This is a genomic window from Sphingomonas arantia (assembly GCF_042682045.1).
GTDB lineage: Bacteria > Pseudomonadota > Alphaproteobacteria > Sphingomonadales > Sphingomonadaceae > Sphingomonas_R > Sphingomonas_R arantia.
Genome location: NZ_JBHUGS010000002.1, coordinates 883167 through 898820, shown reverse-complemented (window position 1 = coordinate 898820; position 15654 = coordinate 883167). Strand labels below are relative to the sequence as shown.

The window sequence follows — 15654 nt, the reverse complement described above, 5'->3', positions numbered from 1 at the left end:
TACGACCGTCCGACATCATTGAAAACTGAGGCTGCTCCGGTGGCCTTTGCGGTCGCGCGTTCATCGGCCATCATCGACGCGCACTGCGATGCCGGGGCGGACGGGCTTGCTGACCTCGACACGATGGACGCGGAGACGCGGCCGCACCTCGCGTGCATCGACGCTCAGATCGCCCGGATCGACGCTCTGCTGCTCGACGCGGGGCGCGCTGTATGACCCGGCCGTCTCCCCTGACCTATGGCGAGGCGGGCCGCGCGCTCAAGGCGCTGAACCACGATACGACCCACGCCGCGGCGCGCGCTGCGGGCCGGCCCGGTCGTCCGAACCACGACGACGACGAGGCCGGCCGGGCCGCTGCGAAGCGCCAGGCTGTTGCGTGGGGCTTCTCGACGCGGGAGGGCCATCCGACCGATCTGGCGCGGCTCATCGAGCGGTCCCCGTCCATGGCGTTCTCGGATGAACCGATCGAGCGCGAGCTGGTCAAGAACGTGCTGTTCGACGCGGGGCAGGTGCGCCGCATGGACACCGCCCTGGTCACGCCGGAACTACTGACCGCGGCCGAACGCGCGGATTGCGTCGAGGCGCGCAAGCGCCACGCCGCCGCAGTGAGCCGTACACGACCAGCTACATGCAGACGCTGCACAAGCGGATCCGGACGAAGGCGAAGCTGCCTGCGGACCTGCGCTTCACGAGCTTCCGGCACGGCGGCCTGACCGAGATCGGCGACAGCGGCGAGGACGACGTCCGGGCGGTGTCCGGACACAGCACGCTGGAGGTCACCAAGATCTACAACAAGGCCAACGTCGTGAAGGCGAAGCGCATCGCCGGACGTCGTCGCGAGCACATTAAGGCGATCACCGGGGGCGATTCTGTCGACGCGGAAGCGGGCGAGAACAACTGCACTGACGAGCTAGAGGAATTAGTCTGATGCCAAACTACGTTACCTCAACCTGCCGCCTGATTGGTCCCGATGAGGATGTTGCTCGTTTCCGGAGTGAGATTATCCGAACTGCGCCCGCTGGTCATTCCGACGCGGGCGGGCTTCTCTTCGATTTCGATGCGGTGATTCCGATGCCCTCCTGCCTGCGGGACGCTGACGAGAGCAGTCGTTCGGAACTGGGGATGTCCCTCGTCACGGCGCGGGGCAGCACTCCGCCGCCGTTCAGCAAGCTGGGCTTGTACGACAACCAAATTGAATGGGTGCGGTCAAAGGCAGGCTTGCCGTATGACGCTGGCATCGGCGAGGTAGCGGCAGCATTCCTCCTGAAACACCCTGAGATCGAGCAGATGGGCATGAGCCGCATTAGGGCGCTCGCGGAGACCGGTTTTGCCAGTTGGTATCCTTGGGCGCTTGCGAACTGGGGCACTAAGTGGGGGGCTTTCAGGTTCGCAGAAACCGGGGCCGAGCCATTCGCCTTTCGTTTCGAAACAGCGTGGTCATTCCCAGTCCCCATCTTCGAGGCGTTAGCAACCCGCTTTCCGTCCCTAGGCTTCGAATGCGCGACCTTCGATGAGGGGTGGAATTTCGCCGGTGCCGGATGGTTCAACCCTCCTGCGGGGGAGCCGTGTTTCGCCGAATGCGAGGCATCGGCGACGCTCTACAAAGTGGTCTACGGCCGGCCGCCAGAGCCAGACGAAGACTAATCGGCATGATTCTACGGTCGTGGAACCGTCTGGAACGAACCGTGAATGTCATAATGCTTGTCATAATGGCTGTCATAATGCCCGGTCGGGCATAGCTTCGCCGGTCAGTAAAAGCAGCCAATTCAAAGGGTTTAGATGGCTCCCCGGGCCGGATTCGAACCAGCGACCATTCGATTAACAGTCGAACGCTCTACCACTGAGCTACCGGGGAACAGCCCGTTTCGTTCGGGCGAGGCGCGCCTATGCTACACCGGGCGGACGCTGGCAACCCCTGTTTCGGGGAGCAGCGTCAGAAGGCGAACTGTTCCATGGTGATGCGGTCGTCGAGGGCGTGTTCGGGGTCGAACAGCAGGGTGAGCGGATTGGTGCGGTCGATCGCGATGTCGACGGTGGCCACGTCGCGCACCTCGCGCTGGTCGGCGACGGCGGAGACGGGGCGCTTGACGGGATCGAGCACGCGGAACGAGATGCGGGTCCGTTCGGGTAGGATCGCGCCGCGCCAGCGCCGTGGGCGGAAGGGGCTGATCGGCGTCAAGGCGAGTTGCATGGAGTCGAGCGGCAGGATCGGACCCTGCGCGGACAGGTTGTAGGCCGTGGAGCCCGCGGGGGTGGCCACCAGGATGCCGTCGCAGACCAGTTCGGGCAGGACGGTGCGGCCGTTGACGATCACCTCCAGCTTGGCGGTCTCGCGCGTTTCGCGGAGAAGCGAGACTTCGTTGATCGCGGGGCTGGTGAAGCTCTGGCCGTCGATGGTTGTCGCATCCATGCGGAGCGGGTTGACGGTGAACGGCTTGGTCCGGCCGATGCGGCCGAGCAGGTCCTCCGCGCTCCACTCGTTCATTAGGAAGCCGACCGTGCCGAGGTTCATGCCGAACACCGGCAGGATCCGATGGCGGTCGAGCATCGCGTGGAGCGTCTGGAGCAGGAAGCCGTCGCCACCGAGCGCGACGATCGTGTCGGCTTCCTCGACCGGGACCCAGTCGTGACGGCGGCGCAGCTCGCGCTCGGCGTCCTGGGCCGCCTCGGTCGGCGACGCGGCGAGGGCGAGCCGGCGATCGGGCATCAGCCGCCGGTGACGCTCATGTGGCGCGATGTCGCGGGTGCGGCCTCGCGTTCGGCGATTTCGAACGCATGGCGCAGCGGCTTGAGGCGCATGGCGCGGTCGAGCAGATCGTCGAGCGCGGCGCGGCCGCCGGTGCGGAGCGCGCCGCGCAGGTCGACCTTGTCTTCATGGCCGAGGCACATGAACAGGCTGCCCGATGCGGTCACGCGGACGCGGTTGCAGGTGGAGCAGAAATTGTGGGTGAGCGGGGTGATGAGGCCGAGCTTCGCGCCAAGTTCCTCGACGATCGTGTAGCGCGCCGGGCCGCCGCTGGTCTCCGCGAGGTCGCGCAGCGTGTAGCGTTCGGCCAGGTCCGCGCGGACGCGGTCGAGCGGGAGGTAGCGATCGACGCGGTCCTCGTCGATCGAGCCGAGCGGCATCGTTTCGATCAGGGTGAGGTCGAGCCCCTCCGCGCCGCACCAGCGCAGCATGGATTCGATCTCCTGGTCGTTGAACCCGTTGAGCGCGACCATGTTGATCTTGACCTTCAACCCGGCCGCCTTGGCCGCGGCGATCCCGTCGAGCACGACTGCGACGTCGCCCCAGCGGGTGACGTGGCGGAACTTGTCCGGATCGCGCGTGTCGAGGCTGACGTTCACGCGGCGGACGCCGGCGGCGACGAGGCCGTCCGCCTGCTTCGCCAGTTGTGTGCCATTGGTGGTGAGCGTGAGTTCGTCGAGGCCGTGGCCGATGTGGCGGCCGATCATGCGCGCCAGTTCCGGCACGCCGCGGCGGATGAGCGGTTCGCCGCCGGTCAGCCGGATCTTGCGCACGCCGCGCGCGATGAACGCGTCGGAGAGTTCGGCGATTTCCTCAAGCGTCAGGACCTGCGAGCGGGGCAGGAACGTCATCGCTTCGGACATGCAATAGCGGCACCGCAGGTCGCACCGATCCGTGACCGATATCCGCAGGTAGGTGATCGTCCGGCCGAAACCGTCGATCAACGGGGATGCATCAGGCATATCGCTCACGATCTGAACTTAAGCGCGGGGGGGACCGGGAACAAGCGGCGATCCCGAGACGGATGTCTCATTCGCACGTGCCGTATAACAACCGATTTTCCGGGACGTTCCGACCGCGTTGTGGCTATCATGACCGTGATGGGAACCGAAACCGCGACGAGGGCCGTGCGCCTGCCCGACGACATGCCCGGCACGGCCGCGAATTTTGCGCCCCCGGCCTTTATATTGTCGTTCGCGAACCGCGACGACCTGGCCGACGCCGTGATGCGCAGCGGGTGGCGGCCGATTGCGGCGAGGCGTGCGGACGGCGCGCCGGCGCGGTTCCTGGCCAGCGGCGCGAGCATCGCGGTGGTCGACGGGCGGCTGGATTTCCCGGAATCGATCGAGGCGATGCGGTCGCTGAACGGGCCCGCGCAGACGAACCATGCCGCCTTGCTGGCGCTGGTGCCCGATGCCGCGGCCGTGACGCTGGAGGCGGCGTATGACGCCGGGGCGACGCATGTGCTGGCCCCGCCGTTCGACCAGGACGTGCTGGGCATCCACCTGCGCTTCGCGGCGCGGCATGCGGACCGGCTGGCCGGATCGCGGCTGGCGGCGCACGCGGTGGAGGCGCCACACGACAGCTGGCGCTGGCATCCGGGGGCGGGATATGGCGGGGGGACGGTGATCGTGGCGCCGGGGCCGAACCTGGCGTCCGATACGAGCCCGCGCGCGATGCTGCGCCGGCTGGACGCGCCCGGGCGGCGGGCGGCGATCGAGGCGTTGCGGCGGATCCGCGCGACCGGGCGGCCGACGGCGTTCGCGCATGATGCGGCGGACGGACGGCGGCTGGTGCATCATCTGACCATCGCGGACGGGACCGACGTGGTGTTCGGGCAGATTGAGGAGCTGACCAGCGGACCGCGGGCGGAACCGCGCGGCGATGCGCTGACCGGGCTGGCGGACGGGACGGGCGCGCGGGCGTGGATCGCCGCGCGGCTGGTGGATGCGGCGGAGCCGGGCTGCGTGGTGATGATCGTCGGGATCAACCGGTTCGACATGCTGAACGCCGCGTTCGGGCGGAGCGTGGGCGACAGCCTGTTGCAGGGCGTGGCGCGGCGGATCGAGCGGTTGGCGGCGAACGACCGGGCGGGGCAGCGGATGATCGCGCGACTGGCATCCTCCGAGTTCCTGGTCGGTATGGCCGCACCCGCCGGGCCGGACGATGCGCGGTTCCTGGCCGGGCAGATCGCGGAGTCGATCGCGCGGCCGTTCGCGGCGGGCGAGCATGTCGTGACGCTGGGGTGCCGGATCGGGATCGCCGCATCGGCACCGGGCGACCGTGCGTCGGCGGACCTGCTGCGCCGCGCCTCGGCGGCCCTGGCGGAGGCGATGGCGGCGGACGGCGACGCGATCCGCATGCTGGAGAGCGAAGGCGAGGCGGTGGCGGAGCGCGATGCGCGGCTGGAGGTCGACCTGCGTCGCGCACTGGCGCGTGACGAGATCGACATCCTGTTCCAGCCGCAGGTCGACATCACGAGCAATGCGGTGACCGGTGTCGAGGCGCTGGCGCGGTGGCATCACCCGGTGCTGGGCGAACTGGGTGCGGCGACTTTGTTTTCGGTGGCGGAGCGGTCGGATTACCTCGCCGCGCTGTCGGGGCATGTGCAGCGCAAGGCGCTGGCGATGGCGGCGGCGTGGCCGGAGCGGCTGGCCAAGCTGCGGCTGGCGGTGAACGTGACCGCGGCGGACATGGTGCGGCCGGATTTCGCCGCGACGCTGCTGGCGGCGGCGGACGAGGCGGGGTTCGCGCGATCGCGGCTGACGGTGGAGGTGACCGAGAGCGGGTTGATCGAGGATCTGCGCGCGGCGGCGGGGCTGCTGGCGGAGCTGCGCGCCGGGGGTGTGCGGGTGGCGATCGACGATTTCGGGACTGGGTATTCCAGCCTCGCCTATCTTAAGTCGCTGCCGCTCGATTATCTCAAGATCGATCGGCGGATGAGCCAGGACATCACCGGCACGACGCGCGACCGGGTGGTGGTGCAGAGCGTGATCGGGATGGCCAAGTCGCTCGGCCTGTCGGTGATCGCCGAAGGGGTGGAGACGGCGCGGCAGCTGGAGCTGCTCGCGGCGCAGGGGTGCAACAGTTATCAGGGGTTCCTGTGCGCGCCGCCGCTCGACATGGCCGCGCTGACCCGGCTGGTGACGCGCTGGCAGCGGCGTTGAAGCCGAGGGTGAGACAAGACGGCCCTTTGTAAAGCGCCGCGAACGCTCTACATTCCGCGATATGGCGCTTTCCCGAACAGTCCCGCATCAGGCGCAGATCGGCCTCGGCCTGACCACGGCGATCGTGGGCGGCTGGATCGCGGTGCATGTGTGGTCGGTATTCTTCTTCCGGATCGACGGCGCGAACTGGCCGATCGTGCCGCTCGTCATGCTGCTGCAATGCTGGTTGTCGGTCGGGATGTTCATCGCGGCGCACGATGCGATGCACGGGTCGCTGGCGCCGGGGCACAAGCGGACCAACGCCGTCGTCGGTGGCGGCGTGCTGGCACTCTACGCCGGGTTCGGGTGGCGGCGGATGCGCGACGCGCATATGGACCACCACAAGCATAGCGGGACCGAGGGCGACCCGGATTTCGACGCGGCGCATCCGTCTGCATTCTGGGCGTGGTACGGGACGTTCCTGCGGCGCTATTTCGGCTGGAAGTCGATGCTGTACGTCGTGACGGTGGTGACGGTCTATGCGGTCGTGTTCCGGGTGTCGCCGGCGAACATCCTGCTGTTCTACGGGATTCCGGCGATCGGGTCTTCGCTCCAGCTGTTTTACTTCGGGACCTACCGGCCGCATCGTCATGACGAGGAGGGGTTTGCGGACGATCATTTCGCGCGGACGAGCGGGTTCGGGCCGCTGCTGTCGCTGATGACCTGCTTCCATTTTGGCTATCATCACGAGCATCATTTGAGCCCGCATGTGCCGTGGTGGCGACTGCCGGCGCGCTATCGTGCGGGGCTGGCGGCCGACAGGGCTTTGGGCGACGTTGCAACGGGGTTGCGGGCATGAACTGGTACGAGAAGCTGGGCATCGTCGTGGCGATGGTCGTGTTCATGGAAGTGTTCGCCTGGGCCACGCACAAATATGTGATGCACGGCTTCGGATGGGGCTGGCACGCGTCGCACCATGAAGAGACGCACGGGTGGTTCGAGAAGAACGACCTGTATGCGATCAGCTTCGCGTTCATCGTGATGGGGCTGTTCACGGCGGGTGCGATCTGGTCGGCGCCGTTGTGGTGGGCGGCGATGGGGATCACCGTCTACGGCGGGATCTATGCGTTCGTGCATGACATGCTCGTGCATCAGCGCGGGGGGTTCCGCTGGGTGCCGCGCAAGGGGTATTTCAAGCGGCTGCATCAGGCGCACAAGCTGCATCACGCGGTGCGGGGGAAGACAGGGACCGTATCGCACGGGTTCCTGATCGCGGAGGATCCGGCGCGGTTGAAGGCGAAGATCAAGGCGCGGGCGCGGGACAAGACTGCGGCTTGAGGTCGGGCTGGTTGGTTGGCGAGCTGCCCATGCTTGGACAGTTGCTGAGAATGGCCGAGGCCGCCGAGCTTTGGGTGCGCGGTCCCCACGCCACCTTTGGCGCACTGGGTTAGGCTACACGCCCCACCCCGTTTGGTTCGAGCCTGTCGAGAACTTCGCGCAGGGTTCTCGACAGGCTCGAACCAACCGGGGGTGATTGGGATAGGATATTGCCGCCACGCTTTGCGTCTGTGGCGGCTTCTCGACAAGCTCGAAGCGAACGGGTTGGGGTGCAGGTCCGCTACTGGGGTTGCTCGCCCGTGGACCTCGCCATGGCGTGCGTCGCGACCTACCCCGCAGCCACCGCGTCAACGGGCGCGCGGCCACGCTTCACGATCAGTTTGTTGAGCGCGTTCGCGTAAGCGCGGGCGGAGGCGACGAGGGTGTCGTGGTGGGCGCCGCGACCGCGGGTGGTGCGGCCGTCTTCGGAGAGCAGGACTGAGACTTCGGCCTGCGCGTCGGTGCCGCCGGTGACGGCGTGGACTTCGTAGCGTTCGAGGACCGCGCCGGCGTGGGGGACGAGCGCGCGGATCGCATTGAAGAGGGCATCGACCGGGCCGTTGCCGCGCGTGGCGGCGGTGTGTTCCACGCCGTCGACCAGCAGGGTCAGGATCGCGCGGGCGGGGCCGGTGCCGCAGTGGATCTCGACCTCGCGCACCTGGATGCCGTCGTGACCGCGCAGGACCTCGTCGTCGACCAGCGCGAGGATGTCCTCGTCGAACACGGACTTCTTGGCGTCGGCGAGCGCCTTGAAGCGGTCGAACGCATCCTGGAACGCGTTGTCGCCCAGTTCGTAGCCCATCTCCTCCAGCTTCTGGCGGAAAGCGGCGCGGCCGGAATGCTTGCCCATCACCAAGTTGCTGTGCGTCAGGCCGACCGATTCGGGGGTCATGATCTCGTAGGTCGAGGCGTCCTTGATCATGCCGTCCTGATGGATGCCGCTTTCGTGCGCGAAGGCGTTGGCGCCGACGATCGCCTTGTTCGGCTGAACCTGGAACCCGGTGATGCCGGAGACGAGGCGCGAGGCGCGGGTGATCTCGGTCGCGACGATGCCGGTGCGGAACGGCAGCACGTCGGCGCGGACCTTCATGGCCATCGCGATTTCCTCGATCGCGGCGTTGCCGGCGCGTTCGCCGATGCCGTTGATCGTCGATTCGACCTGGCGCGCGCCGGCCGCGACCGCCGCCAGCGTGTTGGCGACGCCGAGGCCCAGATCGTTGTGGCAATGCGTCGAGAAGATCGCGCGGTCAGCATTCGGGACGCGTGCAATCATGTCGCGGAACATCGCGCCATAGGTTTCGGGCGTCGCATAGCCGACCGTGTCGGGCAGGTTGATCGTGGTGGCGCCTTCGCGGATCGCGGTTTCGATGCAGCGCGCCAGGAAGTCGGGTTCGGACCGCGTCGCGTCCTCCGCCGACCATTCGACGTCGTCGCACAGCTTGCGCGCCAGCCGGACGCTGCGTTCGACCGCCTCCAGCACCTCGTCGGGCGACTTGTTCAGCTTCACCCGCATGTGGAGCGGGGAGGTGGCGATGAAGGTGTGGATGCGCGGGCGCTTGGCGTGGCGCACGGCCTCCCACGCACGTTCGATGTCCTTGGCGCCGGCGCGGGCCAGGCTGGCGACGATGGCGCGGGTGCAGTGCTTCGCGACCGCGCTGGTCGCGTCGAAGTCGCCCTGGCTGGCGATCGCGAAGCCGGCTTCGATGATGTCGACGCCCATCGCCTCGAGTTGAGCTGCGACCTGGAGCTTTTCCTCGATGTTCATGGAACAGCCGGGCGATTGCTCGCCGTCGCGCAGGGTGGTGTCGAAGATCAGGATCTGGGTCTGGTCGGTCACGGGTCCGCTCCTTGAAGTCTGGCGGAGATTAGCCTTGGGGTGAAAGTCCCTCAGGCGCCGTGGCTCTGGTGGCCCGCATCGGGGCCGAGCGACATCGCACGCCTAAGGGCGTGTAAGTCGTGCGAGCAGGGGGCGGACCGCGAACATGGCCCGTCAATAACGGAGGATCGTTGCCAAAGTCCAGCCGCCGCAACGCAGAAAGTTGCGTCGCGGCGGCCGGGAGCGGTGCTTACTTCTTTTCGAACGCGACGGTGATGCGCAGGTCGACGGTGTCGGCGACGCCGGGGACGTACTTGACGATGCCGAACTGGCTGCGCTGGATCTGCGTGGTGGCTTCGAACCCGACGGTCTGCGCCTTGCTCATCGGATTGGCGCCGGTGCCCACGAAGCGCGCGTCGAGCGTGACCGGGCGGGTGACGCCGTGAAGCGTCAGGTTGCCGGTGATCTTGGCCCGCGTGCCTTGCGGCACGACCGAGGTCGATTCGAAATGCGCGGTCGGGAATTTGGCGGTGTCGAAGAAGTCGGCGGTCTTGAGATGCTCGTTCAGCTTGGCGCTGGTCGTGACGACCTCGGCGACGGGCACGTCGATGACGACCTTGGCCGCCTTCGGTGCCTTGGGATCGAGCGTCAGCGTGCCGGTGATGTTGCCGAACAGGCCGTTGTAAACGTTGAAGCCGAAGTGGTTGATCGCGAACGCGACCTGGCTGTGGTTCGGATCGGTGGCGTAGCTGCCGGCCTGGACGGCGGCAGCGTTGGGCTGGCCCGGGACCTGCGCCAGGGCGGGGGTCGCAGCGGCAAGTGCGAGGGCGAGCGGGGCGATGAACGTGCGCATGGTCGGGTCTCCTGTTTGGTCGGGACAGGAGGTGTGGCGCGCGCGGGGTTTAGTCAAATGCCAAGCTGGAAAGGGTGGGTTGCCGGTTTTGATTGGCGCTCCAAACATCGTCATCCCGGTGGAGGCAGGGATCTCCCTTGGGCTGGCGGTGAGTTCTTCACCGAAGGGAGATCCCGGCTTTCGCCGGGATGACGGTTTGGGGTGGGGGCGGGGTTTGTTTCCGCCCCCGTCCGTCAGTTCTTCGCCTTGTCGACCAGGGCGTTCTTGCCGATCCAGGGCATCATCGCGCGAAGTTCGGAGCCGACCTTTTCGATCGGATGTGCGGCGGCGAGCTTGCGCGAGGCCTTCAGTTCGGGCTGGCCGGCGCGGTTGTCGAGGACGAAGCGGCTGACGAAGCGGCCGGACTGGATGTCCTCCAGCACGCGCTTCATCTCGGCCTTCGTTTCGGACGTAATGATGCGCGGGCCGGTGTGGATGTCGCCATATTCGGCGGTGTTGCTGATCGAATAACGCATGTTGGCGATGCCGCCCTCATACATCAGGTCGACGATCAGCTTCACTTCGTGGAGGCACTCGAAATAGGCCATTTCGGGCGCGTAGCCGGCCTCGGTCAGCGTTTCGAACCCGGCCTGGATGAGGTGGGTCAGGCCGCCGCAGAGCACGGCCTGTTCGCCGAACAGGTCGGTCTCGCATTCTTCCTTGAACGTCGTTTCGATGACGCCCGAACGGCCGCCGCCGACCGCGGAGGCATAGGACAAAGCGACATCGTGCGCGTTGCCCGATGCGTCCTGGTGGATCGCGATGAGGCAGGGGACGCCGCCGCCGCGCTGATATTCCGAACGCACGGTGTGGCCGGGGCCCTTGGGCGCGATCATGAACACGTCGATGTCGGCGCGCGGTTCGATCAGGCCGAAATGGACGTTGAGGCCGTGCGCGAAGGCGAGCGCCGAGCCGGGCTTCAGGTTCGCGTGCAGGTCGTCGGCGTAGAGTGCTGCCTGAAGTTCGTCGGGGGCGAGGACCATGACGATGTCGGCCCAGGCGGCGGCTTCCGCGTTGGTCAGCACCTTGAAGCCGGCGTCGGTCACCTTGGACGCGGTCGCGGAGCCGGGGCGGAGCGCGATCGCGACTTCCGAGACGCCGCTGTCACGCAGGTTCTGGGCGTGGGCGTGGCCCTGGCTGCCGTAGCCGACGATCGCGACCTTCTTGCCCTTGATGAGACCGATGTCGGCATCGCTGTCATAATAAACGCGCATGGTGGGTTCCTTTTGCTTACCTTGGCGTCATCCCGGCGAAGGCCGGGATCTCCCGGTGGCCTGGTCGTCCCTCGACTAAGGGGGATCCCGGCTTTCGCCGGGATGACGATTTTCTTCTAGTGAAACTGGTTAGACGGCCTCGCGGCCTCGGGTGATCGCGACGACGCCGGTGCGGGCGACTTCGACCAAGCCGACTTCGCGCATCAGTTCGGTGAACTTGTCGATCTTTTCCGGCGCGCCGGTGACTTCGAACACGAAGCTGCCGATCGTCGCATCGACGACGCGCGCGCGGTAGACCTCGGCCAGCCGCATCGCCTCGATCCGGTGATCGCCGACACCGGCCACCTTCACCAGCGCCAGTTCACGCGTGACGTGCGGGCCCCAGGCGGTGAGATCGGTCACCCGGTGGACGGGCACGAGCCGGTCGAGCTGCGCGATGATCTGTTCGATCACGGCGGGCGGCCCGGACGTGACGACGGTGATGCGGCTGATCGCGGCATCCTCCGTCACGTCGGCCACGGTCAGGCTTTCGATATTGTAGCCGCGGGCGGAGAACATGCCGGCGATGCGGGCCAGGATGCCGGCCTCGTTATCGACGATGACCGACAGCGTGTGGCGTTCGCTGGTCTGGGGGGGGATCTGCATTCTATCACTTCCGTCCATGTCGGGCGCAGTCGAGACATGCCCTTCTGCGTCGAGCGAAGTCGAGACGGTGGGACGTCTCGACTTCGCTCGGTATCAGCGGTTTCTAGGAGAAATCAGACCAGCGCGCGGGCTGCGTCGTCCATTTCGCCGGAGACTTCTTCCGCCTGCATGAGCATTTCGGTGTGGGCGGCACCGCTCGGGATCATCGGGAAGCAGTTGGTCATCTTCGACACGCGGCAGTCGACCATGACGGGGCCCTTCACGGCCAGCATCTGCGCGATGCCGTCGTCGAGTTCGTCGGGCTTCTCGATCCGCAGGCCGGTCCAGCCATAGGCCTCGGCCAGCTTGACGAAGTCGGGCAGCGCCTCGGAATAGCTGTGCGAATGGCGGCCGGCATAGGTCAGGTCCTGCCACTGGCGGACCATGCCCATATATTCGTTGTTCAGTATGAAGACCTTGACCGGCAGCTCATATTGCAGCGCGGTCGCCATCTCCTGGATGTTCATCTGGATCGATGCCTCGCCGGCGATGTCGATCACCAGCGCGTCGGGGAAGCCGATCTGCGCGCCGATCGCGGCGGGCAGGCCGTAGCCCATCGTGCCGAGACCGCCGGAGGTCAGCCACTTGTTCGGCCGTTCGAAATCGAAATGCTGCGCGGCCCACATCTGATGCTGGCCGACCTCGGTCGAGATGATCGGCGACAGGTGATGCGTCGCCGCCCACAGCCGCTTGATCGCGTGCTGCGGCATGATCTCCGCCACCGACGGCGGGTAGGCCAGCGATTGCTTGGCGCGCCAGCCGTCGATGCGGGCGAACCAGGGGGTCAGGTCCTGCCGCTCGTGCCCGCGCGCCTTCCACAGCGCGACCATGTCGGCCATCGCAACGCCGACATCGCCGACGATGCCCAGGTCGACGCGGACATTCTTGTTGATCGAGGAGCGGTCGATATCGACGTGGATCTTCTTCGACTTCGGGCTGAACGCGTCCAGCCGGCCGGTGACGCGGTCGTCGAACCGCGCGCCGAGGCAGAGGATCAGGTCCGCGTCGTGCATCGAATGATTGGCCTCGTACGTGCCGTGCATGCCGAGCATGCCCAGGAACGCCGGGTGGCTGGCGGGGAAGCAGCCGAGGCCCATCAGCGTCGAGGTGACCGGCGCGCCGCACAGCGCCTGCAGCTGCTGGAGCATCAGGCTGGCGGCCGGGCCGGCGTTGATGATGCCGCCGCCGGTGTAGAGGATCGGGCGTTCGGCCGCGGCGAGCATTTCGGCCGCCGCCTCGATCAGCCGCGCGTCGGGGTTCACCTGCGGCTTGTAGCTGCGGTGCGCGACGGGCGCGTCGGGGCGGGTGTAGCCGGCGGTCGCGACCTGGACGTCCTTGGGCAGATCGATCACCACCGGGCCGGGGCGACCGCTGGTGGCGATGTGGAACGCCTCGTGCACGACCTCGCCGATGCGGGCGGGGTCCTTCACCAGGTAATTATGTTTCGTGCAGTGGCGGGTGATGCCGACCGTGTCGCATTCCTGGAACGCGTCGGTACCGATCAGCGCGGTCGGCACCTGGCCGGTGATGACCACCATCGGGATCGAATCCATCAGCGCGTCGGCGATGCCGGTGACCGCGTTCGTTGCGCCGGGGCCGGAGGTGACGAGCACCACGCCGGGCTTTCCGGTGGCGCGGGCATAACCCTCCGCCGCATGCGCCGCGCCACCTTCCTGGCGGACCAGGATGTGGCGAATCTTGTCCTGCCGGAACAGCGCGTCGTAGATCGGGAGCACGGCGCCGCCCGGATAGCCGAACACGACCTCGACCCCGAGGTCGGTCAGTGCCTGGATCAGGATATCGGCGCCGGAGCGTTCGGCCGTCATGATTGCGTGTCCCGTTGGAATGTGTTGCGGCGCGGTAGGCGATAGATACTAATGCGTCAACAGCTTTTCACGTAATTTAGTTACAAGATCGTCGTGGTCGGTCCCGTTTTCGCGCGGCCATTCCGCCGGCGGCTGGTGATTGAACCAGGTATATTGGCGCTTGGCGTAGCGCCGGGTTGCGGCGGTCGCGGCGGCGATCATTTCCGACCGGGTGATCTCCATATCGAGAAAATCGGCGATGTCGCGGACGCCGATCGCGCGCATGACGGGGAGTTCGGGATCGAGCTTGCGGGCGCGCAATGCCTCGACTTCCTGCACCGCCCCGGCGTCCAGCATTGCCTCGAACCGCGCGTCGCAGCGCGCGTAGAGCAGGTCGCGCGGGGGGAGCAGGATCATGGGGACGATCTCGACGCGGTCGCCGATGCCGCCGGTCTTGGCGGTCTGCCACTCCGCCAGCGTGCGGCCGGTGGACCGCACGACCTCCAGCGCGCGCCAGATGCGGGCGGCGTCGTTGGCGTTGAGCCGGACGGAGGCCTCAGGATCCTCGCGGCGAAGGGCGGCGGTCGCTTCGCCGGGGGAGAGCGCGCGGACGCGGTCGCGGATCGCGGGGTCGATGTCGGGGACGGGAGCGATGCCGTCCAGAAGCGTGCGGATGTAGAGGCCGGTGCCGCCGACGACGATCGGCACGCGCCGCTCGGCCAGGACCTCGTCGATCGCATTTGCCGCGTCCTCCGCCCAGTCGGCGGCGGAGGCGGGATCGGCCCCGTCGCGCGTGCCGAACAGGTGGTGGGGGACGCGCGCCTCGTCCTCGGGCGTGGGGCGGGCGGACAGGATGCGCAGGTCCGCATAATATTGAGAGGCGTCGGCGTTGATCAGCGTGCCGCCGACCGCCTCTGCCAGGTCGAGCGCAAGTGCGGACTTGCCGCTGGCGGTGGGCCCTGCAATGAGCGCGACCTTGGGACGGACGCCGGAAGCGGTGGACGGATTTGCGGAAGGGTCTGGAATCATGGTCATCGCGACGCTGATAGCATCGGATCGGCTGGATGCGCGCACGATCGAACAGGCGTGCGATGCGATTGCGGGCGTTGGCGGCGTTCCGGGCGCTGTCGCGTGGATCGAACCGGGCGTCGCAGCGGACATAACGGTGATGCGCGCGGACGGCGTGGCGGCGCGCGCGGCGCTGGAGGGGCTGTTCCCTGGTGTCGACGTGGTGGTGCAGCGGGCCGAGGATCGGCGGAAGCGGATGATCATCGCGGACATGGATTCGACGATGATCACGGTCGAATGCATCGACGAACTGGCCGACTATGCCGGGATCAAGGCGGAGGTCGCTGAAGTGACCGAGCGGGCGATGCGTGGGGAACTGGATTTCGAGGCGGCGCTGGATGCGCGGGTCGCGTTGTTGCGCGGGCTGGACGTGGGGGTGATCGACCGCTGCTACGCCGAGCGGGTGCGGGTGATGCCGGGCGCGCGGGCGCTGGTGCGCACGATGAAGGCGGCGGGCGCACGGGCGGTGCTGGTGTCGGGCGGGTTCACGGTGTTCGCGGACCGCGTGGCGGCGGAGATCGGCTTTGATCTGGCGGTGTCCAACGTGCTGGAGATCGAGGGCGGCATGCTGGCGGGGACGGTGCGCCGGCCGATCGTTGGCGCGGCGACGAAGCGGGCTTTGTTGGTGTCGGAGGCTGCGGCTGGTGGGCTGGAGCTGGGCGAGGTGCTCGCGGTTGGCGACGGCGCGAACGACATTCCGATGATCGAGGCGGCGGGGTTGGGGGTGGCCTATCATGCCAAGCCGAAGACTGCGGCTGCGGCGGGCGCGCGGATCGAGAGTGGGGATTTGAGTGCGTTGTTGTACGCGCAGGGCATCCCGCGGGCGGAGTGGGTTTTGGGGTGAGGCTTCGAAGCGTTGCGCGTTCCTCGGCACAGGCCGGGGCCTAGGTGCAGCCGTCTCATCTA

16 protein-coding genes and 1 tRNA gene are annotated in these 15654 nt (G+C 67.3%); 8 read left to right on the top strand and 9 right to left on the bottom strand.

The features are described 5' to 3' along the window. Positions 1 to 39 precede the first annotated feature (39 nt). Genes ACFSGX_RS09880 through ACFSGX_RS09865 form a run of 4 tightly spaced genes read left to right on the top strand, consistent with a single transcriptional unit; the run spans position 40 to position 1644 of the window. On the top strand, positions 40 to 216 hold the full coding sequence (locus ACFSGX_RS09880) for a hypothetical protein (RefSeq protein WP_380929498.1): 177 nt from the start codon (positions 40 to 42) through the stop codon (positions 214 to 216). Continuing rightward, positions 213 to 713, top strand: a complete 501-nt coding sequence (locus ACFSGX_RS09875) for a hypothetical protein (protein WP_380929497.1) — start codon at positions 213 to 215, stop codon at positions 711 to 713. Before ACFSGX_RS09880 ends, ACFSGX_RS09875 begins: the two co-directional genes overlap by 4 nt. Continuing rightward, positions 629 to 928 carry a hypothetical protein gene (locus ACFSGX_RS09870; RefSeq protein ID WP_380929495.1) on the top strand — a complete coding sequence of 100 codons (300 nt, stop codon included), beginning with the start codon at positions 629 to 631 and terminating at the stop codon, positions 926 to 928. The genes ACFSGX_RS09875 and ACFSGX_RS09870 overlap by 85 nt, the downstream gene beginning before the upstream one ends. After that, entirely contained in the window at positions 928 to 1644 is a 717-nt protein-coding gene (locus tag ACFSGX_RS09865) for a hypothetical protein (protein ID WP_380929494.1), read from the top strand. Before ACFSGX_RS09870 ends, ACFSGX_RS09865 begins: the two co-directional genes overlap by 1 nt. Before the next feature lie 136 nt (positions 1645 to 1780). Here the strand turns inward: ACFSGX_RS09865 and ACFSGX_RS09860 are convergent. The 3 genes from ACFSGX_RS09860 to moaA all read right to left on the bottom strand — a co-directional run bounded on the left by ACFSGX_RS09860 (position 1781) and on the right by moaA (position 3708). After that, positions 1781 to 1855, bottom strand: a tRNA-Asn gene (locus ACFSGX_RS09860). A gap of 78 nt (positions 1856 to 1933) precedes the next feature. Beyond that, positions 1934 to 2707 (bottom strand): NAD kinase, encoded by a 774-nt coding sequence (locus ACFSGX_RS09855; protein ID WP_380929493.1) that lies wholly within the window; start codon positions 2705 to 2707, stop codon positions 1934 to 1936. Further along, complete coding sequence (moaA, locus tag ACFSGX_RS09850) at positions 2707 to 3708, bottom strand: GTP 3',8-cyclase MoaA (RefSeq protein WP_380929491.1); 1002 nt, start codon at positions 3706 to 3708, stop codon at positions 2707 to 2709. Before moaA ends, ACFSGX_RS09855 begins: the two co-directional genes overlap by 1 nt. Before the next feature lie 129 nt (positions 3709 to 3837). Between moaA and ACFSGX_RS09845 the strand changes: the two genes are divergently transcribed. The 3 genes from ACFSGX_RS09845 (at position 3838) to ACFSGX_RS09835 (ending at position 7230) form a co-directional block, all read left to right on the top strand. After that, positions 3838 to 5913, top strand: a complete 2076-nt coding sequence (locus ACFSGX_RS09845; protein ID WP_380929489.1) for a putative bifunctional diguanylate cyclase/phosphodiesterase — start codon at positions 3838 to 3840, stop codon at positions 5911 to 5913. Between the two features lie 61 nt (positions 5914 to 5974). Next, complete coding sequence (locus ACFSGX_RS09840; RefSeq protein ID WP_380929488.1) at positions 5975 to 6751, top strand: fatty acid desaturase; 777 nt, start codon at positions 5975 to 5977, stop codon at positions 6749 to 6751. Beyond that, positions 6748 to 7230, top strand: a complete 483-nt coding sequence (locus tag ACFSGX_RS09835) for a sterol desaturase family protein (RefSeq protein ID WP_380929487.1) — start codon at positions 6748 to 6750, stop codon at positions 7228 to 7230. The genes ACFSGX_RS09840 and ACFSGX_RS09835 overlap by 4 nt, the downstream gene beginning before the upstream one ends. Positions 7231 to 7558: 328 nt before the next feature. On the opposite strand, the gene ACFSGX_RS09830 is transcribed toward ACFSGX_RS09835, so the two are convergent. The 6 genes from ACFSGX_RS09830 to miaA form a co-directional block, all read right to left on the bottom strand. Then, positions 7559 to 9106, bottom strand: coding sequence for a 2-isopropylmalate synthase (locus ACFSGX_RS09830; protein WP_380929485.1), 1548 nt, complete (start codon positions 9104 to 9106; stop codon positions 7559 to 7561). A 229-nt stretch (positions 9107 to 9335) separates the two neighbouring features. Beyond that, on the bottom strand, positions 9336 to 9938 hold the full coding sequence (locus tag ACFSGX_RS09825) for a YceI family protein (RefSeq protein ID WP_380929483.1): 603 nt from the start codon (positions 9936 to 9938) through the stop codon (positions 9336 to 9338). A 233-nt stretch (positions 9939 to 10171) separates the two neighbouring features. Then, complete coding sequence (ilvC, locus tag ACFSGX_RS09820; protein ID WP_380929481.1) at positions 10172 to 11191, bottom strand: ketol-acid reductoisomerase; 1020 nt, start codon at positions 11189 to 11191, stop codon at positions 10172 to 10174. A 129-nt stretch (positions 11192 to 11320) separates the two neighbouring features. Beyond that, positions 11321 to 11836 (bottom strand): acetolactate synthase small subunit, encoded by a 516-nt coding sequence (gene ilvN, locus ACFSGX_RS09815; RefSeq protein ID WP_380929479.1) that lies wholly within the window; start codon positions 11834 to 11836, stop codon positions 11321 to 11323. Positions 11837 to 11949: 113 nt separating this feature from the next. Then, a complete protein-coding gene (locus ACFSGX_RS09810) occupies positions 11950 to 13701 on the bottom strand; it encodes an acetolactate synthase 3 large subunit (protein ID WP_380929477.1) in 1752 nt (583 codons plus the stop codon). Between the two features lie 48 nt (positions 13702 to 13749). Then, positions 13750 to 14715, bottom strand: a complete 966-nt coding sequence (gene miaA / locus ACFSGX_RS09805) for a tRNA (adenosine(37)-N6)-dimethylallyltransferase MiaA (protein WP_380929475.1) — start codon at positions 14713 to 14715, stop codon at positions 13750 to 13752. Between miaA and serB the strand changes: the two genes are divergently transcribed. Then, the gene (serB, locus tag ACFSGX_RS09800; protein ID WP_380929473.1) at positions 14708 to 15592 is read left to right on the top strand and encodes a phosphoserine phosphatase SerB; all 885 of its coding nucleotides are present in this window, start codon (positions 14708 to 14710) and stop codon (positions 15590 to 15592) included. The two genes, miaA and serB, sit on opposite strands and share 8 nt — an antisense overlap. The last annotated feature ends 62 nt before the right edge of the window (positions 15593 to 15654 follow it).